This window comes from Allobosea robiniae (genome assembly GCF_900102525.1).
GTDB classification, from domain to species: Bacteria; Pseudomonadota; Alphaproteobacteria; order Rhizobiales; family Beijerinckiaceae; genus Allobosea; species Allobosea robiniae.
Map to the genome: position 1 here is coordinate 199,758 of NZ_FNBZ01000001.1, position 24,862 is coordinate 224,619.

The 24,862-nt window shown below is 66.3% G+C and carries 26 protein-coding genes; 10 read left to right on the plus strand and 16 right to left on the minus strand.

The window, feature by feature from the left end; all coding sequences use genetic code 11:
• Nucleotides 1-123: 123 nt before the first annotated feature.
• The gene (locus tag BLQ70_RS00855; RefSeq protein WP_139163462.1) at nucleotides 124-486 is read right to left on the minus strand and encodes a hypothetical protein; all 363 of its coding nucleotides are present in this window, start codon (nucleotides 484-486) and stop codon (nucleotides 124-126) included.
• Nucleotides 487-1,564: 1,078 nt separating this feature from the next.
• Here BLQ70_RS00855 and BLQ70_RS00865 point away from each other — a divergent pair.
• Entirely contained in the window at nucleotides 1,565-2,407 is an 843-nt protein-coding gene (locus tag BLQ70_RS00865; RefSeq protein ID WP_091855445.1) for a MipA/OmpV family protein, read from the plus strand.
• Between the two features lie 112 nt (nucleotides 2,408-2,519).
• Here the strand turns inward: BLQ70_RS00865 and ndk are convergent, their stop codons facing one another.
• The gene (ndk, locus tag BLQ70_RS00870; RefSeq protein ID WP_091855446.1) at nucleotides 2,520-2,942 is read right to left on the minus strand and encodes a nucleoside-diphosphate kinase; all 423 of its coding nucleotides are present in this window, start codon (nucleotides 2,940-2,942) and stop codon (nucleotides 2,520-2,522) included.
• 164 nt (nucleotides 2,943-3,106) lie between these two features.
• On the opposite strand from ndk, the gene BLQ70_RS26095 reads away from it, so the two are divergent.
• Nucleotides 3,107-3,241 carry a hypothetical protein gene (locus BLQ70_RS26095; protein WP_274532841.1) on the plus strand — a complete coding sequence of 45 codons (135 nt, stop codon included), beginning with the start codon at nucleotides 3,107-3,109 and terminating at the stop codon, nucleotides 3,239-3,241.
• A gap of 42 nt (nucleotides 3,242-3,283) precedes the next feature.
• Here BLQ70_RS26095 and BLQ70_RS00875 read toward each other — a convergent pair whose 3' ends face one another.
• Complete coding sequence (locus BLQ70_RS00875) at nucleotides 3,284-3,553, minus strand: hypothetical protein (RefSeq protein ID WP_244511862.1); 270 nt, start codon at nucleotides 3,551-3,553, stop codon at nucleotides 3,284-3,286.
• 354 nt (nucleotides 3,554-3,907) lie between these two features.
• On the opposite strand from BLQ70_RS00875, the gene BLQ70_RS00880 reads away from it, so the two are divergent.
• Nucleotides 3,908-4,294 (plus strand): DUF2147 domain-containing protein, encoded by a 387-nt coding sequence (locus BLQ70_RS00880; RefSeq protein WP_091855448.1) that lies wholly within the window; start codon nucleotides 3,908-3,910, stop codon nucleotides 4,292-4,294.
• 131 nt (nucleotides 4,295-4,425) lie between these two features.
• Here BLQ70_RS00880 and BLQ70_RS00885 read toward each other — a convergent pair whose 3' ends face one another.
• The 4 genes from BLQ70_RS00885 to gatB all read right to left on the minus strand — a co-directional run bounded on the left by BLQ70_RS00885 (nucleotide 4,426) and on the right by gatB (nucleotide 7,778).
• Nucleotides 4,426-5,133, minus strand: a complete 708-nt coding sequence (locus tag BLQ70_RS00885; protein ID WP_091855449.1) for a glutathione S-transferase N-terminal domain-containing protein — start codon at nucleotides 5,131-5,133, stop codon at nucleotides 4,426-4,428.
• Between the two features lie 119 nt (nucleotides 5,134-5,252).
• Nucleotides 5,253-5,741 (minus strand): GNAT family N-acetyltransferase, encoded by a 489-nt coding sequence (locus BLQ70_RS00890; RefSeq protein ID WP_091855450.1) that lies wholly within the window; start codon nucleotides 5,739-5,741, stop codon nucleotides 5,253-5,255.
• 29 nt (nucleotides 5,742-5,770) lie between these two features.
• A complete protein-coding gene (locus BLQ70_RS00895; protein WP_061963820.1) occupies nucleotides 5,771-6,277 on the minus strand; it encodes a GNAT family N-acetyltransferase in 507 nt (168 codons plus the stop codon).
• Nucleotides 6,278-6,281: 4 nt separating this feature from the next.
• Nucleotides 6,282-7,778 carry an Asp-tRNA(Asn)/Glu-tRNA(Gln) amidotransferase subunit GatB gene (gatB, locus tag BLQ70_RS00900; RefSeq protein ID WP_091855451.1) on the minus strand — a complete coding sequence of 499 codons (1,497 nt, stop codon included), beginning with the start codon at nucleotides 7,776-7,778 and terminating at the stop codon, nucleotides 6,282-6,284.
• A 380-nt stretch (nucleotides 7,779-8,158) separates the two neighbouring features.
• Between gatB and BLQ70_RS00905 the strand changes: the two genes are divergently transcribed.
• Complete coding sequence (locus BLQ70_RS00905) at nucleotides 8,159-9,313, plus strand: efflux RND transporter periplasmic adaptor subunit (protein WP_091855452.1); 1,155 nt, start codon at nucleotides 8,159-8,161, stop codon at nucleotides 9,311-9,313.
• A 121-nt stretch (nucleotides 9,314-9,434) separates the two neighbouring features.
• Complete coding sequence (locus BLQ70_RS00910) at nucleotides 9,435-12,626, plus strand: efflux RND transporter permease subunit (protein WP_091855453.1); 3,192 nt, start codon at nucleotides 9,435-9,437, stop codon at nucleotides 12,624-12,626.
• Nucleotides 12,627-12,712: 86 nt separating this feature from the next.
• Here the strand turns inward: BLQ70_RS00910 and BLQ70_RS00915 are convergent, their stop codons facing one another.
• The 4 genes from BLQ70_RS00915 to BLQ70_RS00930 all read right to left on the minus strand — a co-directional run bounded on the left by BLQ70_RS00915 (nucleotide 12,713) and on the right by BLQ70_RS00930 (nucleotide 15,748).
• Nucleotides 12,713-12,919, minus strand: coding sequence for a hypothetical protein (locus tag BLQ70_RS00915; protein ID WP_091855454.1), 207 nt, complete (start codon nucleotides 12,917-12,919; stop codon nucleotides 12,713-12,715).
• A gap of 129 nt (nucleotides 12,920-13,048) precedes the next feature.
• The gene (gatA, locus tag BLQ70_RS00920; protein WP_091855455.1) at nucleotides 13,049-14,563 is read right to left on the minus strand and encodes an Asp-tRNA(Asn)/Glu-tRNA(Gln) amidotransferase subunit GatA; all 1,515 of its coding nucleotides are present in this window, start codon (nucleotides 14,561-14,563) and stop codon (nucleotides 13,049-13,051) included.
• 84 nt (nucleotides 14,564-14,647) lie between these two features.
• Complete coding sequence (gene gatC, locus BLQ70_RS00925) at nucleotides 14,648-14,935, minus strand: Asp-tRNA(Asn)/Glu-tRNA(Gln) amidotransferase subunit GatC (RefSeq protein ID WP_061963832.1); 288 nt, start codon at nucleotides 14,933-14,935, stop codon at nucleotides 14,648-14,650.
• Nucleotides 14,936-15,049: 114 nt separating this feature from the next.
• The gene (locus BLQ70_RS00930; protein WP_091855456.1) at nucleotides 15,050-15,748 is read right to left on the minus strand and encodes a metal-dependent hydrolase; all 699 of its coding nucleotides are present in this window, start codon (nucleotides 15,746-15,748) and stop codon (nucleotides 15,050-15,052) included.
• Nucleotides 15,749-15,870: 122 nt separating this feature from the next.
• On the opposite strand from BLQ70_RS00930, the gene ade reads away from it, so the two are divergent.
• On the plus strand, nucleotides 15,871-17,586 hold the full coding sequence (gene ade, locus BLQ70_RS00935) for an adenine deaminase (RefSeq protein ID WP_091855457.1): 1,716 nt from the start codon (nucleotides 15,871-15,873) through the stop codon (nucleotides 17,584-17,586).
• Nucleotides 17,587-17,907: 321 nt separating this feature from the next.
• The gene (gene argC, locus BLQ70_RS00940; protein WP_091856118.1) at nucleotides 17,908-18,882 is read left to right on the plus strand and encodes an N-acetyl-gamma-glutamyl-phosphate reductase; all 975 of its coding nucleotides are present in this window, start codon (nucleotides 17,908-17,910) and stop codon (nucleotides 18,880-18,882) included.
• Between the two features lie 82 nt (nucleotides 18,883-18,964).
• Here the strand turns inward: argC and BLQ70_RS00945 are convergent, their stop codons facing one another.
• A complete protein-coding gene (locus BLQ70_RS00945) occupies nucleotides 18,965-19,897 on the minus strand; it encodes a hydroxyacid dehydrogenase (RefSeq protein ID WP_091855458.1) in 933 nt (310 codons plus the stop codon).
• Complete coding sequence (locus BLQ70_RS00950) at nucleotides 19,894-20,478, minus strand: GNAT family N-acetyltransferase (protein ID WP_244511864.1); 585 nt, start codon at nucleotides 20,476-20,478, stop codon at nucleotides 19,894-19,896. The genes BLQ70_RS00945 and BLQ70_RS00950 overlap by 4 nt, the downstream gene beginning before the upstream one ends.
• A gap of 169 nt (nucleotides 20,479-20,647) precedes the next feature.
• Between BLQ70_RS00950 and ruvX the strand changes: the two genes are divergently transcribed.
• On the plus strand, nucleotides 20,648-21,154 hold the full coding sequence (gene ruvX / locus BLQ70_RS00955) for a Holliday junction resolvase RuvX (protein WP_061963842.1): 507 nt from the start codon (nucleotides 20,648-20,650) through the stop codon (nucleotides 21,152-21,154).
• A 69-nt stretch (nucleotides 21,155-21,223) separates the two neighbouring features.
• On the opposite strand, the gene BLQ70_RS00960 is transcribed toward ruvX, so the two are convergent.
• Nucleotides 21,224-21,625, minus strand: a complete 402-nt coding sequence (locus BLQ70_RS00960) for a hypothetical protein (RefSeq protein WP_139163463.1) — start codon at nucleotides 21,623-21,625, stop codon at nucleotides 21,224-21,226.
• 80 nt (nucleotides 21,626-21,705) lie between these two features.
• Nucleotides 21,706-22,095: a hypothetical protein gene (locus BLQ70_RS00965; RefSeq protein WP_091855460.1), complete on the minus strand. Its 390-nt coding sequence runs from the start codon at nucleotides 22,093-22,095 to the stop codon at nucleotides 21,706-21,708.
• Nucleotides 22,096-22,343: 248 nt separating this feature from the next.
• On the opposite strand from BLQ70_RS00965, the gene BLQ70_RS00970 reads away from it, so the two are divergent.
• Nucleotides 22,344-23,258, plus strand: a complete 915-nt coding sequence (locus tag BLQ70_RS00970) for an AEC family transporter (RefSeq protein WP_091855461.1) — start codon at nucleotides 22,344-22,346, stop codon at nucleotides 23,256-23,258.
• A 113-nt stretch (nucleotides 23,259-23,371) separates the two neighbouring features.
• On the plus strand, nucleotides 23,372-23,620 hold the full coding sequence (locus tag BLQ70_RS00975) for a hypothetical protein (protein WP_091855462.1): 249 nt from the start codon (nucleotides 23,372-23,374) through the stop codon (nucleotides 23,618-23,620).
• A 16-nt stretch (nucleotides 23,621-23,636) separates the two neighbouring features.
• Here the strand turns inward: BLQ70_RS00975 and dprA are convergent, their stop codons facing one another.
• Nucleotides 23,637-24,848: a DNA-processing protein DprA gene (dprA, locus tag BLQ70_RS00980; RefSeq protein ID WP_091856120.1), complete on the minus strand. Its 1,212-nt coding sequence runs from the start codon at nucleotides 24,846-24,848 to the stop codon at nucleotides 23,637-23,639.
• Between the last annotated feature and the right edge of the window lie 14 nt (nucleotides 24,849-24,862).

Sequence of the window (24,862 nt, forward strand, 5' to 3'; positions counted from 1 at the left end):
GGCAACGATGTGGACCTGCGGCAGAATGGCTCGACCGCGCTGACAACTTCTGTCAGGAGCGTGTCAGCAGCAAGGCGGCCGTCGCGAGAGGGATGCCGCCGGCGAGCCGGCGCAGCCGTCAGTTCAGAACGGGCGCTTCAGCTTGCACTGGTCGATGAAATGCAGGCCCTTCTGGCGGGCCGTGTCGTTGAAATAGCCGGTGTCGCGGAAGGCCTGGATCTCGTCCTTGGTCATCGCGTTGACCGTGCCCTTGGCGTAGCAGCTGCAGGGGGTGTGGACGGCTTCGCGCGTGGTGCCCATCAATTGCGACTGCGTGATCAGGCAGGCGTCGAAGGCGCGCAGCTGGATCATGTAGGGGGTCAGGTTCTTCGCCGTCGGGTCGGGCGGCGGCAAGGTCGTCGAGCTGCTTGCGGCATAGGCCGAAACGCTCGCCAGAATCGACAGTCCACCGGCCAGAACGACCGCACCCATCCGCCGCATCTTCATGATTCCGCCTGCCCTTCGAGAACGGAGCGCATCGAAGACCACGATGCCGAGCCCCTGCCCCGGCATGGCCATAGAGCGAGCCCGAGGTCAAGAGGCGGATCATCGCCGGACTACCGATTCATGGGCGGCGCGCCCCAGAGCAGGCGTTCGCAGCACCGGCGGCACAATCCGCTCGGAGCCCGCAGGTTCCGGCCATTTGAGAGGACCGCCTGGCCGATGCCGACACGGTCAATGCGGCCGTTCCCGGTCCTGCATCGCCTTTCCCGAGAACCGCATGCCCCTTTTCGAGCCGAAGCTTCAGTCGGCCTCGGGCGCACTGTCCGCCAGCTCGAGGAACACGGCCGCACAGAGCAGCCAGAGGATCGCCAGTTCCATGATCGCCGCTGCTCCTGGAGCGCCTTTCGGCCGCCATTCCCGGCCTTGCGATCATTCTCCCCGCCATCGATTAACGGGCGGTATCCGGGCCTGCCCCGCCCCGCACCGCGAGCCCTGCCCGTCGCCTCTAGGCGGCCACAGGCACCGCCAGTCCGAGCTCGATCAGAATGGAGCGCGGGCACAAGCAGCCGATCTGGCTGGGCGGCGGTCCCCAAGCGCCTTGCCACTCGAGGCCGCCCTGCTTCCACGCTTCGACGACCGCGCGCCACTGCCTCCGCTGTTCGGAGGATTTGCGCCGGCGGACCGAGCCGGAGTTCCTTTTTGCCATGTCAGCCTCACCGTCTAGCTGCGACGCAGCATGAATTGTGCATCGCAGCATAGATAAGAAGCCATCAAGCGATGCGCCACCCTCGTTTCGGCAGGGCCAGTATGCACGCGGAGGCTTGGCAGCCGGAGGCGGAGTGCTGTTTGCGCCTTCGAACGGCTCGACATGGCGTGTCGGCCAGCCGGCAGCTTGGTCCCGCCTCGCCGCCGGGACAGAGCGAAACCGCGCAGAAGCTGACGACGCGTGAAAGACCCCTAAGATCAACCACTTGAAAATGTTGAAGATAACGAAATGGGAACCTTAACCGCGCATTAAACCTCCTCCGCCAGATTGCGGGCATACCCTATCGGAGACGCCGTCGCGTCGGAGTTCTGGATCATGCGTTGCGTTGCGTATCTGGCAGGTCTTTCGACCTGCCTCGCCCTGTCGCTGCCTGGCTATGCCCAGGCCCAGTCGAGCGACTACTCGACCCTGACTTCCCCCCAGTCGGCGCAGAACTGGTACATCACGGTCGGCGCCGGCGTACGCTACCAGCCCGACTACACCGGCTCGGACGATTACGTCTTCCGGGCCCGCCCGATCATCTCGCTGGGCAAGGGCCTGAAGAGCACCTGGTGGAGCGCCGAGGACGATACGATGCTCAGCATCGGCGTCTTCTCCGGCCAGGGCTGGCGCATCGGCTTCTCGGGCGACCTGCTCTGGAAGCGCTCGGCCAAGGTCAATCCGGCCCTCGTGGCAGTGCCTGCGACCAAGTTCGGCGCCGAGCTCGGCGGCTTCGCGGAGTTCTACCCGACCTCCTGGCTTCGCGGCCGCGTCGACCTGCGCCGCGGCGTCGTCGCGCATGACGGCGTCGTCGCCGATTTCAAGCTCGACGCCTTCTCGACCGTCGGACAATGGACGCTCGGCATCGGCCCGCGCATGCGGATCACCTCGGCCGACTACGTCCGGACCTATTTCGGCACTCGCGGCGCCCAGCCGGGCACGGGCGGCCTGCTGCAGCGCTACAACGCAGGCGTCCACACGGTCGGCGCCCTGGCACAAGTGACCTATCACTGGTCCGACCAGCTCAAGACCACGGCCTATGTCGAATACAAGCGCCTTGTCGGCGACGCCACGCGCTCGCCGATCGTCAGGCCGTTCGGCTCACGCGATTCGCTCACCTTCGGCCTGTCGGCGAGCTATTCGTTCGACACGGGAACGAGCTACTCCTTCGGGCTCTGACGAGCCGCCGCGCCATGGCGGGGGCTTCCCCTGCCATGACGTCCCCAAACCGCAAAAGAAAAGGCGGGCCGGATACCGGCCCGCCTTTCTGCTTTTCAAGCTGCGGCTGGGATCAGCCGACGATCTCGTTGCCAGCGAAGAACTGGGCGATCTCGATCGCAGCCGTCTCCGGAGCGTCCGAGCCGTGCACGGTGTTCTCGCCGACCGAGAGGGCGAAGAGCTTGCGGACGGTGCCCTCGGCAGCGTTGGCCGGGTTGGTGGCGCCCATCACTTCGCGATACTTGGCGATGCCGTCCTCGCCTTCCAGAACCTGCACGACCACCGGGCCGGAGGTCATGAACTCGACGAGCTCGCCGAAGAACGGACGGGCCGAGTGGACCGCATAGAAGGCCTCGGCCTGGGCCTTGGTCATCTGGATGCGCTTCTGCGCGACGATGCGCAGGCCGGCCTTCTCGATGACCGCGTTGACCGCGCCGGTGAGATTGCGCTTCGTCGCATCGGGCTTGAGAATGGAGAAGGTACGCTGGACAGCCATCGATCGATCCTTGGAAGGGGTACGGAGAAGGGAAATGTGGCGCGCTTATAGCGACCACCTTCGCACCCTACAAGGCTTGTGCGCCGGGCCATCATGCCCGGAATCCATGAGCCGGCGGATCAATTCCATGTTAGGATCGGGCGTTGACGACAAGGAGCCGATCCATGGTGCTCATTGCTCTCGCCTTCGCCAGCTGCCTGGCAATGCTTTGTCAAATCCTGCTCGTGACACCGGACTCCATCACCCGCGACCGCAGGGGCAACCAGCCCCCGCCTTCCGGCGGCATCGCGGCGTTCTGAACGGCGCAGCAGGGCGGCATCCTCCGGATACCGAACGTGGCCTCAGTGCCGCGTCAGGAAAGCGCGGGCTTCGCGCAGGGCCGAGGCGATCTCGTCGCGATTCATCTCGAGCGCCAGTTCCTGACGGTGCACCGCTGCCCGGGCGCAGCCGCGGGCAAAGGCGACGTTGAACCACATCTGCGCCTTGACCAGATCGACAGCTCCCGCCCGCCCCGAGGCGTGCATCAGCCCGAGTTCGTAATAGGCTTCCGCCGACACCTCCGCCGGGATCACCAGCGAAGCAGGAACAGCGTTCATCTCCATGCGTGCCATGACAACCACCCTCTTGTCGTTGTGCCGGCCACCCGTCCAAAGGCCCCGGCTGATGACTGCGAGAGTGGGTCCGATCTTTAAAATGCCTCCTAAATTTCGCGATGAATCGAGTCTCAACGAGACGTAAGCGGGCGGTTAAATCAACGAAGGATTCACCCCGGAATCGCGAAATTCGCAATAATCTCAATACCCTGATCTTGCGTCACCCTGGGGCGCATTGAGAATGGATTCACCTTGCGCGGCGGAAGCGGCAGAAACCTCTTCCGCTGCGGCAGCTTGGAGACGGACCCGATCCCGGATATAGTTCATATCTGAACCATGCAGGCATAGCTGGTCGGAACACGGGAGGATCGGATGCATCACGGAACCGGATCGAAGCTTGCCGCCTTCGCGACGCTCGGCCTGCTGGCGGGCGTCACGACTGCTGCGGCGCAGGACGTGGTCGGCACCTGGGAGCGCGATACAGGCGCCTCGCGCGTGCGCTTCACGAAGTGTGGCGAGGCCATCTGCGGCTCGCTCTCCTGGCTCAAGGAGACGAACGGGCCGGCCAAGGTCGGCCAGCGCATCTTCTACGACATGAAGCCGAACGGCGCGAACAAGTGGAGCGGCAGCGCCTTCAATCCCGAGGACGGCAAGACCTATTCGGGGACGATGACGCTCTCGGGCAGCACGCTGACCACCGCCGGCTGCGTCATGGGCGGGCTGATCTGCCGCTCGGTGAAGTGGAACCGAATGAATTGAGGTTTTGCCGCCAACGGCGGGAAAACCTCATCCTCGGGCGTAGCGAAGCGCAGACCCGAGGATCTCATGCCGGAAGAGGCGACCTCTCGTCCTGAGATGCCCGGGTCAGGCCCGGGCATGACGGCCCGTGTTCAGCGCGCCTTCTGGCCAAACAGGATCGCCTTTTCCTCCGGCGTGCTGATGCCCGCCGGATTGCGCAGCTCTTCGCCGACCTTCAGCCCGCGCTGCACAGCCGGGCGCGCCTGCATCGTCTCCAGCCAGCGTGCGACATTCGGGAACTGCTTCAGGTCCTGGCCCTGCTTTTCCCAGCCACGGGCCCAGCCGATGCAGGCCATGTCGGCGATGGAATAATCGCCGCAGATATAGTTGCGGCCTTCGAGACGCTTGTTCAGCACGCCATAGAGGCGGTTGGTCTCGTTGGTGTAGCGATCGATGGCGTAGGGCACGGGCTCGGGCGCGTAGAGGCGGAAATGATGGGTCTGGCCGAGCATCGGGCCGAAACCGCCCATCTGCCAGAACAGCCATTCGTCGACTTCGACGCGGCCGCGTTCGTCCTGCGGATAGAATTTTCCGGTCTTGCGGCCGAGATATTGCAGGATCGCGCCGGATTCGAAGACCGAGATCGGCTTGCCGCCCGGCCCGTCGGGATCGACGATCGCCGGCATGCGGTTGTTCGGGGAGATCGCGAGGAAGTCCGGCTTGAACTGGTCGCCTTTGCCGATGTTCACCGGAACGATGGCGTAGGGCAGCCCGGTCTCTTCGAGCATGATCGTGATCTTGGTGCCGTTCGGCGTCGGCCAGTAATACAGGTCGATCGGCTTGGCGGGGGCTGCGGACATCGGTCGCTTCCTTTCAGGCGGGAGGCCTCGTCTCCGAACCTAGGAAGCCTGCGAAAGCCCCGTAAGGGGCTGCGGTGCGCTTTCGGCGCGACCGCGCCATGCCCTCACGGCGGGCTCGCTCAGGGCGAGAGCGCCATCTTGAAGCCCTCGTGGCTCTGCTCGAAGCCGAGGCCAGCGTAGAAGCGATGCGCGTCGGGCCGGGCCTTGTGCGAGGTCAGTTCGACGAGGCCGACGCCCTTCTCCGCGGCGAAGGCAAGCGCATGGCGCATCATGATCGCACCGATCCCCCGCCCCCGGCATTCCGGCGCGACATGGACGCTCTCGATCTTGGCGCGGATGCGCCCGCGCTCGGCCAGGCCCGGCAGAATGGTGATCTGGTAGGTGCCGACGACCTTGCCTTCATGCTCGGCGACGAAGAGCGTGTTGTAGGGGTTGGCCGCGATCACATCGAAGGCCTTGAGATAGACCGGGTCCTGCGCCTCGGCCACGATCTCTCCCGGCGTGCGCTTCTGCACGGAAGCGCCATGCATGATCAGCTCTGCGACGCGCGATACGTCGGCCCTCGCCGCCTCGCGCATGCGGATTTCGGAAGCGTCGGTTTTCGTCATAGGCCTGTCTCGTTTGTTGGGCGCCTGCGTCAGGCGACGAAGAGGCGCTTCGCCATCAGGAGCGTATTGGGCGTATCGTCACGCCCGTCGAAGCGCGCCTGCCTTTGCAGGAAGAAGCCCATGCGCTCGTAGAAGGTGATGGCCGGCTCGTTCTGGCTCTCGACCTCGAGCCGCGCCACCGGCGCCTCCGGAAAGCAGGCCAGCGCGACCTGCAGCAAGGTGCGCCCGATGCCGACGCCCTGCCGGGTCGGCAGGACATAGAGCCGCGTCAGCAGGGCCGCGCCGTCACGCTCCTGCCGGGCCGAGGCCGTCGCGACGATCTCCTCGCCGACCAGCGCGACGAGGAAGACGCCCTCATCGCGGCCGAGCTGCGCCTTCAGGTTCTCGAGAGAGTGCCAGGCATTGGTGATCTCGGCGACGCGCTGCCAGCCATAGATGCCGTCATAGGTGGCGTGCCAGGTCTCGACCAAAAGCGCCCTGACCGCCGGGAGATCGGCGGCTTCGGCGTCGCGGATGACGAGATCGGCTGGCGTCACATGATCACTCGATGCCGAGTTTCTGCTTCAGGATCTCATTCAGGGCCTGCGGATTGGCCTTGCCACCCGAGGCCTTCATGGCCTGACCGACGAACCAGCCCAGCATGGTCGGCTTGGCCTTGACCTGCTCGACCTTGTCGGGATTGGCGGCGATCAGTTCGTCCACGGCCTTCTCGATGGCGCCGGTGTCGGTGACCTGCTTCATGCCGCGGGTCTCGACGATCTCACGCGGGTCGCCGCCCTCGGTCCAGAGGATCTCGAACAGATCCTTGGCGATGCGGCCGGAGATGACGCCCTCACCGATCAGGTCGACGAGCCCGCCGAGCTGCGCGGCCGAGACTGGCGAGGTCGTGACGTCCTTGCCTTCCTTGTTGAGCCGGCCGAATAATTCGTTGATGACCCAGTTGGCGGCGGCCTTGCCGTCGCGACCCGGCTTGCCAGCAGGATTGGCGACCTCCTCGAAATAATCGGCCTGCTCACGCTCGGCGACCAGCACCGAGGCATCATAGGGCGAGAGCCCGTAGGTCGCGATGAAGCGCGCCTTCTTGGCGTCCGGCAGTTCCGGCAGCGCACCCTTCAGGCTCTCGACGAAGGCATCGTCGAATTCGAGCGGCAGAAGGTCCGGATCGGGGAAGTAGCGGTAATCGTGCGCTTCTTCCTTGGAGCGCATCGAACGCGTCTCGCCCTTGCCGGGATCGTAGAGGCGGGTTTCCTGATCGATCGTGCCGCCATCCTCGATGATGCCGATCTGGCGGCGCGCCTCGGTCTCGACCGCCTGGCCGATGAAGCGGATCGAGTTGACGTTCTTGATCTCGCAGCGGGTTCCCAGCTCCGCGCCGGGCTTGCGGACGGAAACGTTGACGTCGGCGCGCAGGTTACCCTTCTCCATGTCGCCGTCGCAGGTGCCGAGATAGCGCAGGATGGTGCGCAGCTTGGTGACATAGGCCTTGGCCTCCTCGGCCGAGCGCAGGTCGGGCCTGGAGACGATCTCCATCAGCGCGACGCCGGAACGGTTGAGGTCGACGAAGCTCATCGTCGGGTGCTGGTCGTGGATCGACTTGCCGGCATCCTGCTCCAGATGCAGCCGCTCGATGCCGACGGTGATCTGCTCGGTCGGCGAGAGATCGACGACGATCTCGCCCTCGCCTACGATCGGGCTCTTGTACTGGCTGATCTGGTAGCCCTGCGGCAGGTCCGGGTAGAAGTAGTTCTTGCGGTCGAAGACCGAACGGTTGTTGATCTGCGCGTTGAGGCCCAAGCCCGTACGCACCGCCTGCCTGACGCATTCCGCATTGATCACCGGAAGCATGCCGGGCATGGCGGCGTCGACGAGGCTGACATGCTCGTTCGGCTCGGCACCGAAGCCGGTCGAGGCGCCGGAGAACAGCTTGGCATTGGAGGTGACCTGGGCATGGATCTCCATGCCGACCACGATCTCCCAATCGCCGGTCGCGCCCTTGATCAGCTTCTTCGGGTCGGCGGGGCGGGCATGCGCGTTCATCTGGACTCTTCCGGCTGATAGAGTCGGATCCGATCACGTCGAAACCTGATCGGTGAATCCGTCTCCAAGTTATATTAGAGGACGCGTGACCCGATCATATTGCAACGCAATCTGATCGGCGCGTGCTCCAGCGCCTACGCGTTACGATGTCGGCGGGCGGGCGGCAAGCATCCGTTGCACCGGCACGGCACTCACGAGAGGCGAAAAAGGCCCGTCGCGTTGCGCTCCTGCAACCAGATGGCGGGAATGTGGCTTATGTGGCGCTATATCGCGCCGATTGACGGGTGATGGTTCTTGACATTCGTCACTCGCCACCCCTTCTTGCGCAAAATGCCGGAAACCCTCATTGGTTGGGCCGGCTCGTTACCCGGAGTTCCGTCATGTCACGCAGCCGTTTCATCGGTCTGGTGCTCACCGCCATCTTCACGTCGACCGCCCTGACGGCTTTCGACGCCGCCGCACAGGGGGCTCCTCCGGCCCCTCCGGTCCAGGTCGCCAACCCGCTCGCCAAGCGCATCACCAACTGGGACGAGTACACCGGTCGCTTCGAGGCCAGTGAACAGGTCGACGTGCGCGCCCGCGTCTCCGGCTTCATCGACAGCGTGCATTTCTCCGACGGCTCGCTCGTCCAGAAGGGCGACCTGCTCTTTACCATCGATCAGCGGCCTTACAAACTGGCCGTCGACGTGGCCCGCGCCGAAGTCGCGCGCGCCAAGGCCCAGGTCGAGCTCGCCCAGAACGAAGTCGAGCGCGCCGAGGGCCTGACCCAGAACCGCACGATCACGGCGCGCGACGTCGACCAGCGCCGCGCCAACCTGAACAGTGCGGTCGGGTCGCTGCAGGGTGCCGAGGCGAACCTGAAGAACGCCGAGCTCAACCTCGAATGGACCGAGGTGCGCGCGCCGCTCGCCGGGCGCATCTCGAACCGCCGCGTCGATCCGGGCAACCTGATCGCCGGCGGCCAGTCGGGTGCGTCGCTGCTGACGACCATCGTCGCGGTCGCGCCGATCTACTTCACCTTCGACGTCTCGGAAGCCGATTACCTGCGCTATGCCCGGATGAGCAATCCGCGCGACGGGGCCAGCAAGGATGCCGGGACGGTGGTCGAGGTGCGCCTGTCCGACGAACCCAAATGGGGCCGCCGCGGCAAGGTCAACTTCCTCGACAACGCGCTCAACGCCCGTTCGGCGACGATCCGCGGCCGCGCCGTGTTCGAGAACAAGGACCAGTTCCTGACGCCGGGCGTGTTCGGACGCCTGCGCTTCTACGCCGGCGAATCCGACGCGCTGCTGGTGCCGGACACGGTCATCGCCTCGGACCAGGCCCACAAGATCGTGTTGACGCTCGGCCCCGAGAACAAGGTCGTGCCGAAGCCGGTTGTGCTCGGGCCGCTCAGCGAAGGCCTCAGGGTGATCCGGTCCGGGCTGACGCCCGAGGACAAGGTGATCGTCGGCGGCACCGCCAATCCGATGGTCCGCCCGGGCGTCACCGTCGCCCCGCAGCCCGGCGAGATCAAGGTCGCGACGACCAACTGAGCGCCTGCCGCACCGGCTTTCCGCAAAAGCCGGTGCCCGCCTCTCGGGCCCTGCCTGGCCCGGCATCGAATCACGGACGCCAACGGGCGCCCGCCCGCCTTATTCCGGCCAGGACATTCCCATGTTCCGCTTCGCCCATTTCTTCATCGACCGGCCGATCTTCGCCACCGTGCTCTCGGTGCTGCTGACGATCGCCGGCGCCATCGCGCAGCGCTCGCTGCCGATCGCCGAATATCCCGAGATCGCGCCGCCGACGGTGTCGATCACCGCGACCTATCCCGGCGCCTCGGCCGAGACGGTGGCCGCCACGGTGGCGACGCCGATCGAGCAGGAGGTGAACGGCGTCGACGACATGCTCTACATCACGTCGCAGTCGACCGGCGACGGGCGCGTGACCATCAACGTCGTGTTCAAGGCCGGCGTCGATGTCGACCAGGCCCAGGTGCTGGTGCAGAACCGCGTCTCGCAGGCCGAAGCGCGCCTGCCGGCGGAAGTGCGCCAGCTCGGCCTGCAGGTGCGCAAGGCCTCGCCCGACTTCCTGATGGTCATCAACATGATCTCGCCGGACGGGTCGCGCGACGCGCAGTACATCTCCAACTACGCCTCGCTCTACGTGAAGGACGTACTGACCCGCGTCGACGGCGTCGGCGACGTGCAGGTCTTCGGCGCACGCGACTTCTCGATGCGCATCTGGCTGGACCCGGCCAAGGTGGCGGCGCGCAACCTGACGGCCGGCGACGTCGTCGCCGCGCTCCGGGCGGCGAACGTCCAGGTCGCGGCCGGCGCTCTGAACCAGCCGCCGGCGAAGTCGGACGAGGCCTTCCAGCTCTCGGTCAACACGCTCGGCCGCCTGACGGATATCGCCGAGTTCGAGAACATCGTCGTGCGCTCGGACGCCGATGGCGGCACGATCCGCGTCCGCGATATCGCCCGCGTCGAGCTCGGCTCGCAGGACTACACCACCAACGCCTATCTCGATAACAAGAACACCGTCGCCATCGGCGTCTTCCAGCGCCCGGGCTCGAACGCGCTCGCGACCTCGGACAAGCTGATCGCGACGATGGCCGACATGGCCAAGCAGTTCCCGGTCGGCCTCGAGCACCGCATCATCTACAACCCGACCGAGTTCATCGGCGAATCCGTCGACGCCGTCGTGCGGACGCTGCTCGAAGCGGTCGTGCTCGTCGTGATCGTGGTCATCCTGTTCCTGCAGACCTGGCGCGCCGCGATCATCCCGATCGTCGCGATCCCGGTCTCGCTGGTCGGCACCTTCCTGGTGATGAGTGCGGTCGGCATCTCCTTCAACACGATCTCGCTGCTGGCGCTCGTGCTGGCCATCGGCATCGTCGTCGACGACGCGATCGTCGTGGTGGAGAATGTCGAGCGCTATCTGGCCGAGGGCATGACGCCCAAGGAAGCCGCGCACAAGACCATGGACGAGGTCGGCGGCGCGCTGCTCGCCATCGCGCTCGTGCTTTGCGCGGTGTTCATCCCGACCGCCTTCATCAGCGGCCTGCAGGGCACGTTCTACCAGCAGTTCGCGGTGACGATCGCAGCCTCGACGGCAATCTCCTGCTTCGTCTCGCTGACGCTCTCGCCAGCGATGTCGGCGGTGCTGCTCAAGGCGCACAAGAAGCATGACGAGCACGAGCAGCACGGCTTCCTCTACAAGCTGGGCGCGCCGGTCCGCTGGTTCTTCCACTATTTCAACGCCGGCTTCGACTGGCTGTCGCGAACCTATGGCCGCGTCACCTCGCGGCTCATCAGGATCGCAGTGATCCTGCTGATCGTCTATTCCGGCCTGATCGCGGCAACCGTCTACGATATCCGCAAGACCCCGACCGGCCTCGTGCCGCAACTCGACCGCGGCTATTTCATCGCCGTGATCCAGTTGCCGCCGGGTTCCTCGCTGCAACGTACCGACACGGTGCTGCGCAAGGCCAACGAGATCCTGCAGTCACGCCCCGGCGTGGCCCATACCGTCGCCTTCGCCGGTCTCGACGGAGCGACCTTCACGATCGCGCCGAACGCGGGCGTCGCCTTCGTCACCCTCTCTCCGTTCAAGGATCGCGAGAAGCAGGGCCTCACCACACAGGGCATCCTGAACGATCTGCGCCAGCAGATGTTCGGGATCACCGAGGCCTTCACCCTGCTGATCGAGCCGCCGGCCATTCCGGGCATCGGCACCGGCGGCGGCCTGAAGGGCTATGTGCAGGATCGCGGCGGACGCGGGCTTGCGGCGCTTGAAGGAGCGGCCTGGACCGTCGCCGGCTCGGCCGCGCAGGTCCCGGGCATCCAGCAGCCCTTCACGCTGTTCTCGACCAAGACGCCGCAGATCTATGCCGATATCGACCGCACCAAGGCGGAGATGCTCGGCGTGCCGGTGACGCGCATCTTCGAGACCCTGTCGGTCTATATGGGCTCGGCCTATATCAACGACTTCAACCTGCTGGGCCGCACCTTCCGCGTCACGGCGCAGGCCGACAACCCGTTCCGCCTGACTACGCGCGACGTCGCCACGCTCAAGACCCGCAATGCGGATGGCGAGATGGTGCCGATCGGCTCGGTCGCGTCCTTCCACGACACGACCGGCGCCTATCGCGTGCCGCGCTACAACCTGTATCCGGCGGCGGAGGTGCAGCTCTCGATGGCACACGGCTTCTCGACCGGACAGGGCATCGCGGCGGTCGAGAAGATCGCGGCGGAGCGGCTGCCAGCCGGCTTCGGCTTCGAATGGACCGAGATCGCGCTGCAGGAGAAGCTCGCAGGCAACACTGCGGTGATCGCCTTCGGGCTGGCGGTGGTATTCGTCTTCCTGCTGCTGGCGGCGCTCTACGAAAGCTGGCTCCTGCCGCTCTCGGTCATCCTGATCGTGCCGATGTGTATCCTGGCGGCGATGTTCGGGGTGAACTATGCCGGGCTCGACCGCAACATCCTGGTGGATATCGGCCTGGTGGTGCTCGTCGGCCTTGCAGCCAAGAACGCGATCCTGATCGTCGAGTTCGCCAAGCAGGCCGAGGACGAGGGCATGCACCGCCGCGACGCGGCAATCGCAGCCGCCAAGACCCGCCTGCGGCCGATCCTGATGACCTCGATGGCCTTCATCCTCGGCGTGCTGCCGCTGACAGTCTCGGTCGGTGCCGGCGCCGAGATGCGCCAGGCGATGGGCATCGCGGTGTTCTCCGGCATGCTGGGTGTGACCTTCTTCGGCCTCATCTTCACGCCGGTGTTCTACGTGATGGTGCGCTGGCTGGCGGATCTGCGCGGGACGAAGCGCAAGGCCGCGGCGGGGCAGCCGACCGGGGCGCATTGAGGCCACGGAAGGCCCGGGACAGCCAAACAGGAAAGGGGCCGCAGCGATGCGGCCCCTTTTTCGTTCGTCGCCCCTGCCCGGCGGGCCTAGACCAGACGTCGCGCCAATGCCCGGCAGAGCGGCGCAAGGCCGGCGGCGATCACCGCGCCGATCGCTCTAGCGCCCAAATCCGGAATCGTCTCGCCACGCGCCATCTGGACGATCGTCAGCAGGATCATCAGCCCGGCGATGAGCACGAGCATGCCGGCGAACACCATCAGGCAGGCATAGGCCATCGCGCGGCTGACGATCATCGCCGTCTCCTTTGAAGAGGCAAGCAGCCTAACGGCCAAGCGCAGCCCATGCCATCCCGGGACGGGGCGGCTTCACCAAGCGTCCGGATGGCGAAGTGTTCTGTCAGCAGCCCGGGGGCCGAACTCCGCTCAGCCCCACCAGCGCTCGGAGACCGGGAAGCGGCCCGCCGCCTGCTCGATCACTTCGCCGAGCGAGAACAAGGTCTCCTCGTCGAAGGGGCGCCCGATGAGCTGAAGGCCCAGCGGCAGGCCCTGCGCGTCGAGGCCAGCGGGCACGGCGATGCCCGGCAGGCCGGCCATGTTCACCGTCACCGTGAAGATGTCGTTCAGGTACATCTCGACCGGATCGGCCGAGCCCTTCTCGCCGATGCCGAAGGCAGCCGACGGCGTCGCCGGCGTCAGCACCGCGTCGATGCCCTGCGCATAGACCGCCTCGAAATCGCGCTTGATCAGCGTGCGGATCTTCTGAGCCCGGACGTAATAGGCGTCGTAATAGCCGGCCGATAGCACATAGGTGCCGATCATGATGCGGCGCTTGACCTCGGCGCCGAAGCCGGCGGCGCGGGTCTTCTCGTACATCTCGACGATGTCCCTGCCCTGCTCGCGCAGGCCGTAGCGGACGCCGTCATAGCGGGCGAGGTTCGAGGAGGCCTCGGCCGGGGCGACGATGTAATAGGCCGGCAGGGCGTATTTGGTGTGCGGCAGCGAGATCTCGACGATCTCGGCGCCTGCGGCCCTCAGCCATTCGATGCCCTGCTGCCAGAGCGCATCGATCTCGGCATTGAGGCCGTCCAGCCGGTATTCACGGGGGATGCCGATCTTCATGCCCTTCACCGAACGGCCGACCGCGGCCTCGTAATCCGGCACGGCCATGTTCACCGAAGTGGTGTCCTTGGGATCGTGGCCCGACATCGAGCGCAGCATCACCGCCGCGTCGCGCACGGTCTTGGCGATCGGCCCGGCCTGATCGAGCGAGGAGGCGAAAGCGACCGTGCCCCAGCGCGAGCAGCGGCCATAGGTCGGCTTGATGCCGACCGTGCCGGTGAAGGCCGCCGGCTGGCGGATCGAGCCGCCGGTATCGGTCGCGGTCGCGGCCAAGCAGAGACCGGCGGCGACAGCCGAAGCCGAACCGCCCGACGAACCGCCCGGCACGAGATGGTTGCCCTCGACGGCGCCACCGGCGCCAGAACCGACATTGGAACCCTTGCGGCGCCATGGATTGACGACATTGCCGAAGGCCGAGGTCTCGTTCGACGAGCCCATGGCGAATTCGTCATTGTTGAGCTTGCCGAGCATCACCGCGCCGTCGCGCCAGAGCTGGCTCGTCACGGTCGATTCATAGGCCGGCACGAAGTTGCCGAGGATCTTCGAGCAGGCGGTGGTGCGCACGCCGTTGGTCGCGAACAGGTCCTTGATGCCGAGCGGCAGCCCTTCGAGCGGGCCAGCCTCGCCCTTGGCGAGCTTCGTGTCGGAGGCAGCAGCCTGCTTCAGGGCGTGCTCGGGCGTTTCCAGCACATAGGCATTGAGGGCGCGGGCCTTCTCGACGGCGGCGATATGCGCCTTCGTCAGTTCGGTCGCGGAGAAGGTCTTGGCCTTCAGGCCGTCGCGGGCCTCGGTCAGCGTCAGGCGGGTGAGATCGGTCACGGTTTCAGTTCCGTTCTGTATGCAGATGGTGATCCCGGATGACGCTTCGCGCCTCCGGGACGATCGAACAGGCGCGCCTCGCGCTTACTCGATCACCTTCGGCACCATGAAATAGTTGTCCTCGGAGGCCGGGGCGTTGGCGACGATCGCGTTGGCGATCTCGCCGTCATTGACCACGTCCTCGCGCTGCAAGATCGCCATCGGCGTCACCGAGGTCATCGGCTCGACGCCGTCGACATTCACCTCGTTGAGCTGCTCGACGAAGCCGAGAATGGCGTTGAGCTCGCCTTGCAGCTTGGGCAGATCGGCCTCCGGCACGGCGATGCGCGCGAGATGCGCGACGCGTTTGACGGTGGCGAGATCGACCGACATGGCGGACTCCTGAAGAGGGCGCGGATCACGCGCCGGAAAACGGTTCGCCGCGCTATAGCGCGGCGAACGGGCAAACGTAAATCAGCATTGAGCGATCAGGCCGGATTCTCCGGCTCAGATCGCGAAAGCCTCGCCCTTCTTCGGCAGGATCACGTCGATGCCACTGCCCTGCATGCCGGCGACGAAGGCGTCAGCATTCTGGTCGATGATCGGGAAGGTGCCGTAATGGCTGGGGATCGCCAGCTTCGGCTTGACGAAGCGGGTCATGGCCAGAGCCGCAACCTTGCCGCCCATGGTGAAGCGGTCACCGATCGGGCAGATACAGGCCTCGACGCCATGGATCTCGCTGAGCAGCGCCATGTCCGAGAAGATGTCGGTATCGCCCATGTGCCAGAGCGTCTTCTCACCCTTGGCCTTGATGATCGCGCCATTGGCGCTGCCGACGGGAACGTTGACGCCGCCCTCTCCCATGCCGGCCGAATGATCGGCGCGGGTGAGCGTGACGCTGAACGGGCCGAGACCAACCGTGCCGCCGGTGTTCATCGGCTGAAAGCTCTTGAGCCCCTGCGAGGCCAGATGCATGGCGAGGTCGTAGTTCGTGATGACGGTCGCACCGGTCTTCCCGGCGATATCGAGCGTGTCGCCGACATGGTCGCCATGGCCGTGGGTGACCAGGATATGGCTGACGCCCTTGGAGATCGCGGCGACATCGCCCTCGAAGGCCGGATTTCCGGTGAAGAACGGATCGATCAGGATGGCAGCGCCGTCGAGATCGACGCGGAAGGCGGAATGGCCGTACCAGGTGAGTTTCATGCGAAGGCTCCGGGCTTTCGAAATGCCGGCCTCTATCTAGGCCGATCCGGGCCGCCGACCAAGTCGACATTGCGGGCGGAGAGAGGCAGGCTGGCGCGATGTCAAACCTACGGAATCGCCCCATGACCGACGCAGCCACGGTCTCCAGTCAAGAATTGGCCCGCCGGATCGCCCAGGGGCATGGCGACGAGCCGGCCGATCTCGTCATCAAGGGCGCGAGACTGCTCGACCTCGTCACCGGCGCGCTGGTCGAGAGCGATATCGCGATCTGCGGCGACACCATCGTCGGGACCTACGGCACCTACGAAGGCAGGCGCGTCATCGACGCCAAGGGCCTGATCGCCGTGCCCGGTTTCATCGACACGCATCTGCACATCGAGTCCTCGCTGGTGACGCCGCTCGAATTCGAGCGCTGCGTGCTGCCGCATGGCGTCACCACCGCGATCTGCGACCCGCACGAGATTTCGAACGTGCTCGGCACCGAGGGCATCCGCTATTTCCTCGCCTGCGCCGAGGCGATGCGGATGGATCTGCGCGTCAACCTGTCGAGCTGCGTGCCTGCGACGCATCTGGAGACCGCAGGCGCCCGACTCGAAGCCGCCGACCTGACGCCGATGATGGATCACCCCAAGGTGATCGGACTGGCCGAGTTCATGAATTTTCCGGGCGTGATCCATCGCGATCCCGGCTGCCTCGCCAAGCTCGCGGCCTTCTCGCATCGCCATATCGACGGCCATGCGCCGCTGGTGCGGGGTAAGGATCTCAACGCCTATCTCGCCGCCGGCATCCGCACCGACCACGAGACGACCACCGCCGACGAGGCCCGCGAGAAGCTTGCCAAGGGCATGGCGATCCTGATCCGCGAGGGCTCGGTCTCGAAGGACCTGCATCAGTTGATCCCGCTGATCTCGCGCGACGCCTCGCCCTTCCTCGCCTTCTGCACCGATGACCGCAATCCGCTCGATATCGGCGAGGAGGGCCATCTCGACTACATGATCCGCACCGCCATTGCCGAGGGTGCGGATGTTCTGGCGACCTATCGCATCGCCTCCTTGTCGGCGGCGCAGAATTTCGGGCTGTTCGATCGCGGCTTCATCGGGCCGGGCAAGCGCGCCGATATCGTGCTGGTCGAGGACCTCGCCGCCTGCTCGGTGAAGCGGGTCCTGACCGGCGGCCGGCTGGTCGAGGAGTCTCTGTTCGCGGACCGGGCGACGATCGCGCCGGTCGGACTCGGCAGCGTGAAGAGCCGCAAGCTCACCCCGGCCGATTTCGCGGTGAAGGCCCGCGACGGCGAGACGCCGGTGATCGGCGTGGTGCCCGGGCGGATCATCACCGAGCGGCTGGCGATGGCCCTGCCCTCGCACGACGGCGAGGCCCTGCCCGACCTCGCGCAGGATGCGATCAAGGTCACGGTGATCGAGCGGCACGGCAAGAATGGCGGCATTGCGGGCGGCTTCGTCCATGGCTTCGGCATGAAGCGTGGCGCCATCGCCTCCTCCGTCGGCCATGACAGCCATAATCTCTGCGTCGTCGGCGTCGACGAGGCCTCGATGGCGGCTGCTGCCAACCGGCTGATCGAGATCGGCGGCGGCTTTGCCGTGGCCGATGGCGGCAAGGTCGCGGCGGAACTGGCCCTGCCGGTCGCCGGGCTGATGAGCGAGCAGCCCTTCGAGGCAGTCAGGCACGACCTTGAAAAGCTACGCGCCGCGGCGAAGGCGCTGGGCGTCGTGCTGGCCGAGCCCTTCCTGCAGGTCGCCTTCCTGACCCTGCCGGTGATCCCGCATCTCAAGATCACCGACAAGGGGTTGGTCGATGTCGACCGGTTCGATTTCGTGTGAGCTTTTGATGGCGAGCTGGAACGCTTGCTGAGCGCGCAGCGTCCGCGTTGCGGCGAACGCGGAGTTTTCGCTTGACGATGAATAGGGGCAGCGACAGTGTCGCGGGACATGCGCGGAAACCGGAACCTCTGTGATCGACGCCGACGCTGCTTCACACAAGCGGCGGCTCTTCCGGCTGCGCGTCGATCAGTGCCCTTCCGCATGATGACAGCCTCACCGTAGGCTTCATCCGCCGAAGCGGCCCCCGGCCCGTGTTCCCGAACCTCCGCAGCCCTCGGCTCCGGGGGTTTTCTTTTGCCCGAACCCCAGAAGGACATCATCATGAGCATTCGCGTCGGCATTGTCGGGATCAGTGGCTTCGGCGGCGGCGAAGCATTGCGCCTGATCGCGAGCCACCCGTCTTTCGAGCTGGTCTACGCGGCCGGCGACAGCAGCGCCGGCAGCCGATTGGTGGATCGCTTCCCCGGTGTCCCGACCAAGCTGGCCGGACTGGTGATCGAGAAGTGGGAGCCTGCGACCTTACCGAAGCTCGACGTGCTCTTCGCGTCGCTGCCCACGGGCGCCTCGGCCGACGCGCTGGCGCGCGTGCCCAAGGACGTTAAGATCGTCGATATCGGCGGTGACCACCGCTATGTCGAGGGCTGGGCATACGGCCTGGCCGACATCTGGCCGGCTGAGATCGAGGGCCGGACCCGCGTTGCCAACCCCGGCTGCTTTCCTGCGGCGACGCTGAACGCGCTGGCCCCGCTGCTGGTCAACAAGCTGATCGAGCCCGGCAACATCGTGATCGACGTCAAGACGGGCATCTCCGGTGCCGGCCGGGGCGGCGACAGCAAGTTCGGCTATGCCGAGAGCAACGAGAACCTGGTGCCCTATGGCCTGCTCAAGCATGTCCATATGCCCGAGATCGCCAAGACGATCGAACGGCTGAGCGGCGGCAGCGCGGCCGGGCTGGTGTTCACGCCCCATCTGGTGCCGATGACTCGCGGCATCCTCGCCACCATCTACTGCCGCGGCCGCGCCACCACGGACGAGTGCCTGGACGCGGCGCGGCGCTTCTATGCCGAGCGGGCGTTCGTCCGCGTGACCAACAAGCCACCGCAGACCAAATGGGCGACCGGCTCAAATCTCGCATTCGTCAGCTATGCGGCCGACCCGGAGCGCGACCTGATCATCGCGATGGGCGTGGTCGACAATCTCGGTAAAGGCGCAGCTGGTCAGGCGCTGCAGAATGCGAACCTGATCTGCGGTCTACCGGAAAGCACGGGCCTGGACGGCGCACCTGTCTGGCCATGAAACGGGCCTCGAGGCGATTATTCAATCCGCCTCGAGGGTTGGCCAGGGGCGAAAGCCGTCGCTCCCGGCTGTCCAGATCGCCCTAAATCCGCTCGTCCAGCGCCGCCATGACCTTCTCGGCGACGAGCCCGGACACACGTCCGTTCGATTCCACCGTATTGCCGGCGATATGCGGCGTCAGGATCAGGTTCGGCGCGCCGGCGAAGACCTTGGCGGCGTCCTTGCCGAGCGGCTCCTGCTCGTAGGCATCGATCGCCGCGCCGCCGAGCTTGCCGGCCTTGAGCGCCTTCACCAGAGCCGCCTCGTCCAGAATGCCGCCGCGCGCCGTGTTGATCACGATCGCGTCCGGTTTCATCCGGGCGAAGGCCTTGGCGTCGATCATGCCGCGGGTTTCCGAGGTCAGCGGGACATGCAGGCTGATGATGTCGGCCTGCTCCAGCAATTCGTCGAGCTCCAGTCGCCGCACGCCGCTCCAGGCCGGATCATCGATGGGAAGGCGCGGATGGTAGGCAGCGACCTCCATCCCGATCGCGCGGGCATGGTGGGCGACGTCGCGGGCGATGGAGCCGAAGCCGACGAGGCCCATCAGCTTGCCGGCGATCTCGCGGCCGATCAGCCTGGTCTTGGGAAACTCGCCGGCCAGCATCGCGGCATTGGCGTAATAGGCGCCGCGCAGCAGGGCCATCGTCGTGCCGATGACATATTCGACGACGGAGAGGCTGTTGGCGCCGGTCGCCGGGAAGACGCGGATGCCACGGGCGGCGCAAGTCTCCATGTCGAGATTGTCGAGGCCGACGCCGAGGCGGCCGATGACCTTGAGCGCCCTCGCCGCTTCCAGCACCTTGCCACGCACCTGCGTCTGGTTGCGCACGATCACGGCCGGGACATCGGCGAAAAGCCGCGCCATCTCGTCGATATCGGCATAGAGCTCGGGGTCGTAATGGACCGCGAACCGCGCTTTCAGGTTGGCGAGAGCGGTGTCGTCGATGAACTCGGTGATGACGATATCGGTCATGATGCAGTGCTGACGCTGAAACGGAGGCGTTGATCGGGGCCGTAGAGCGGCGCGACGAAGGTCTCGACCAGCCGCCCGCCATTCTTCTCGATGATGCGGCGCGAGGCCTGGTTGGTCGCGTCGCAGGTGATGCTGATCTCGGGCAGCCCGGCTTCGCGCGCCACGCCGAGCATCGCCGCAAGCGCCGCCGTCGCGTAGCCGCGCCCGGCGAAGGCCGGCAGGATGGTGTAGCCGACATGGCCGAGCACATGCTCCGGCAGGGCGAGGATCGGGCGACCCGCCGCATCCTCCTGCCAGCGCAGGTTGATCGAACCGATGAAGGGCCGCTCGGGACGATCCTCGGCGAAGATCCAGCGCGTCGGGCCGGGAATGCGGTCGACCTCGCGGCCATCCGGCAGGCGGATGCGGCCGGGGCCGCCACGGATCTCGGCGAGGAAAGCGTCGGGATCGGCGGCAATGGCAGCGAGATGCTCGGGCGCGACGTTGCGCGTCGTATTCGGCGACCAGCCGCCGCGCAACGCCGCCTGATAGGCGCCAAGCAGGTGCTTGTCGGGAACATGGAGCGAGATGCGCGCCGGCACGGTACTATCCTTTATGCGGCAACGCCGCTTTTCAAGCGCGCGGATATAGCCTGATAGCCGGCGATGCGCGATGGCTTCCGCGCTACAGCCGCCGGGAACTCGTCATTCTCCGGGCGCATCGGAAAAGGTATCGCTCGCGAGGCCGGCCGGCGCGTGATACCGCCATGCCATGACCAGCGCCGTCGTCCCGCTCGAAGCCTTCCTCGACCTGCCGGCGCATGCCCGGCTGCTCGGGCTCGATCTCGGCAGCAAGACGATCGGGCTGGCGCTCTCGGATGTGGAGCGGCAGATCGCGACGCCGCTGGAGACGATCCAGCGGGTCAAGTTCGGGCTCGATGCAGCAGCGCTGCTGAAGATCGCCGGCAAGCACCAGGTCGCCGGGCTGGTCATCGGCCTGCCGCTCAACATGGACGGCACGGAAGGACCGCGCGTGCAGTCGACCCGCGCCTTCGTGCGCAATCTCATTCCCCTCACCGAACTGCCGATCGTGTTCTGGGACGAGCGCATGTCGACGCTTGCCGTGACGCGGACCCTGCTCGATGCCGACGCCTCGCGCGCCAAGCGCGCCGCCGTCGTCGACAAGATGGCGGCCGCCTATATCCTGCAAGGCGCGCTCGACCGGCTGGGCCGGCTCGGACCGCAGGAGGATGGCGAAGACGAAAGCCAATACGACTGAAGGCCGCCCGCCGGATGGCGAAGCGGCCTTCTGGAAAGCCGTCCTTGCCGGCGTCGCGCCAGCCTGGACCTATTGGAAGATCTGGCCGCGCTTGAACGCCTTCTTCTGCGCCTCGCGCTCGTTCTTGACCGCGCGCTTTTGCTCTTCAAGGCTCATCCCGGCTATCGGATTCTGCGTGCGGCGACCGTAGCCACCGCGCCCGTCGTCCCGGCCGAAACGCGAGCCACGATCATCGTCACGCCAGGAGTCGCGGCGTTCATAGCCGTTGCGTTGATAGCCGTTGCGGTCATAGCCGTTGCGTTCCTGGCCACGGCGCTCGTAGCCGTTGCCCTGGCCGCCGTAATACTGGGCGACGGCCGGCTGAGCGGAAGCCCAGGCCAGCGCGACCAGACCGAGGCTTGCGACCAGTGTCTGTCGAAGCGATTTCATCGTGGCGATACCCCCATCGGAAAGTCCATGACCGCGCTTCATGACGCCAAATCCCAAATATATCGTCACACAGAAAGGCCCGCGCGACGGCGCGGGCCTTGCCGGTCTAGCTGCGATCGATCTCAGCGATAGTCGCGGAAATCATAGGGCTGATAGCCATAGGGGGCGTAGTAGCGCCTCGGCGCGACATAGACCGGCGCCGGCGGCGCATAATAGCCATCGTCGTAATAGTAGCTCGGCCCCGCATAAGCATTCCTGTTGGCCGCGATCGCCGCGGCCCCGAGGATGCCGAGACCGATCGCACCGGCAACCGCCGCGCCGCGCGACGAGCCGCGCCAATGGCCACGATAGCCGTGACGGTAGCGATACTGCGTATATTCGGCCTGGGCCTTGTCGAGGCGCGCCGCGTCGAAGCCGCGCGTTTCGGCCGCCATGGCGGGAACGGCAAAGCTGCCTGCGGCAACGCTCGCGGCGGTCAGCGCAACAGCGACTTTCTTCTTCAGAGACATCATGACGGCATCTCCTTTCACGAGATCACCCAATGTTGGAGCCAGCATGGGGCAATCCGGTTGAATGGGACCTGAACCAATCGCGGCAGCATTGCGGCAGGGACAGGACGGTCCTTCTCCCGCGCCCTTGCCGGCCACGAGCGGGCATGACAGGGACAGGTCAGTTCGACAGTAAAACGGCTGCCCATCTCCATTGTTCCCGACAGCCTCTCGCCACGGCCTCCTGCCCCGCCCTCGTTTCCGGCCCCTCCATGCTCGATAGCCTGATCGCCGTCTTCCTCGTCATCGCGACGGGCTGGTTTTTGAAGGCGCGCAACATCGTCTCGCCGGCGCATTGGATCGGCGTCGAGCGCCTGACCTACCAGGTCCTGTTTCCGGCGGTGGTGATCCATACGCTGGCCATGGCCGACCTGCGCAGCGTTCCGGTCCTCGGCATGGGCGCGAGCCTCGTCCTCGCCATCCTCAGCGTCGCCGCCCTGCTCCTGCTCGCCCGCCCGCTGCTGGCGCAGGCCGGTATCGGGGGACCGGCCTTCACCTCGATCTTCCAGGGCTCGGTGCGCTGGAACAGCTTCGTCGGCCTCGCGCTGGCGGCCGGCCTGCAGGGCCGCACCGGCACGACGCTGATGGCGATCGCCGTCGCCACGATGATCCCGCTGCTCAACGTCATGTGCGTCTTCGTGCTCGCCCGGTTCGCCAGCGGCAAGCCGATGAGCCTGAGCGCGATGATCCGCTCGATTCTCTACAACCCCTTCATCTGGTCCTCGGCGGTCGGCCTCGTGTTCAACCAGGTGCAGTGGCTGCTGCCCACCGCCTTCACCGGCTATCTCGACGTACTCGGGCGCGCCTCGCTCGGCATCGGGCTGCTCGTGGTCGGCTCGGCGCTCGACCTCGACCGCCTGGCCCGGCCGCGGCTGGCGCATGCCGTTGCCGTCGGGCTCAAGCTCGCGGTCATGCCGGTGCTGGCCTGGCTCTATGCCGGCTGGTTCGGCGTCACCGGCCCGGCCCTTGCGATGACAGTGGTCGCAGGCGCCGTCCCGACGGCCACCGCCGCGTATTTCCTGGCGCGCGATCTCGGCGGCGACGCACCGCTGATGGCCGAGATCACGACGCTGCAGACGCTGCTCGCCCTGGCGACGCTTCCGGCAGCGGTCTTTCTTCTGGCATAGTATACGGAAACTTGAAATTCATTCATAAATGCAATCTATGATTGCATATCTGTCCGGGAAGCAAAGCCCGCCGGACGAGTCGATCCCCGATTATGCGAGGGAATCCATTCGCCATGAAACACAAAGTCTCCAAGCTGGTCGCACTTGAGCCCGATCCGGGAGGGCACGGCGAAGACGATATTCCCAGCCGGCCAATGTCGCCGCTGGAGGCCGCCTGCTTCATCGAGGGGATGGCGGCGGAACTCCGCGCCATGGCCCGCGATGCCAGGCTCAGCGCCCTCAGCTACTTTCTCGAAATGGCCAGAATCGAGGCGTCGGCGGAAGTCGAGCGACTGGCATCGCCGCGCAGCGAGCGTCATTGAAACCGGCCGGGCCGGTTCAGGGCAGGTTGCGCGACAATGCCCCGCCGGGGTGGCGCCGTATCGTTCCCGAGAGCTCCAGCTCGACGAGGATATGACCGATCTCGCGGGCCGCAAGCCCGCTGGCACGGACGAGATCGTCAAGTCCGATCGGAGTGGGGCCGAGAAGATCGAGCACGAGCCGGCCGGAATCGGGATCGCCCTTCGCCTGCAATGATGACGGTGGCTCCGGCTCGAAGCCGTCTTCATGCCGGGCATAGCCGGGCGCCGGCATGATCTCGGGCAGGTCGAGTTCGTCCCACATCGCCTCGGAGGCGGGCTCTCCGATGACCTCGCGCATGGCTTGCACCGGGAAGGACAGGTCGAGCTCGCGCTGGCGCAAGGGCTGAAGCGCTTCGATGACATGGGCCGCCTCGGCGCAGAGCGTCGCCCCTTCCCGGATCAGGTGGTTGCCGCCCTCGGCGCGCGGATCGAGCGGCGAGCCCGGAACGGCGAAGACCAGCCTGCCCTGCTCGTTGGCGAAGCGCGCGGTGATCAGGGAGCCCGAACGGCGCGCCGCCTCGACCACGACCGTGCCGAGCGACAGCCCCGAGACCAGGCGGTTGCGGCGGGGGAAGTCGCGCGCCCGCGCGACCCAGCCGAGCGGCATCTCGCTGATCAGCGCGCCGCGCTCCAGGATGCGGCGGGCGAGCGGAATGTTCTGCGGCGGGTAGATCTCGTCGAGCCCGCCGGCGAGCACGGCGACGGTGCCGGTTTCGAGGCTAGCCTCATGGGCTGCCGTATCGATGCCGCGCGCCAACCCCGAGACCACGGAGAAATCGGCCTCGCCGAGTTCGCGGGCGAGCCGCGCCGTGAACTTCATCCCCGCGGCCGAGGCGTTGCGCGAACCGACCATGGCCACGCCAGGGCGTTGCAGGATGTCGCCGCGCCCGAGCACCGCCAGCAAGGGCGGGGCCGAATCGATCGCCTGCAGCGGGACGGGATATCCGGCTTCGCCGAGCGCGATAAAGCGGCCGCCGAGGCGCAACAGTCCCTCGAATTCGCGCTCGGCCTCGCTTGCCGGGCAGATGCGGATCGTGCGGCCCGCCTGCCGGGCGAGGTCGGGCAGCGCATCGAGTGCCGCGGCCGCGCCGCCGCAACGGTTCATTAGGGTGCGGAAGCTGCGCGGGCCGATGCTCTCGCTGCGGATCAACCGCAACCAATCGAAACGCTGGCGATCGGAGAGGACGATCCCAGCCATGCCCC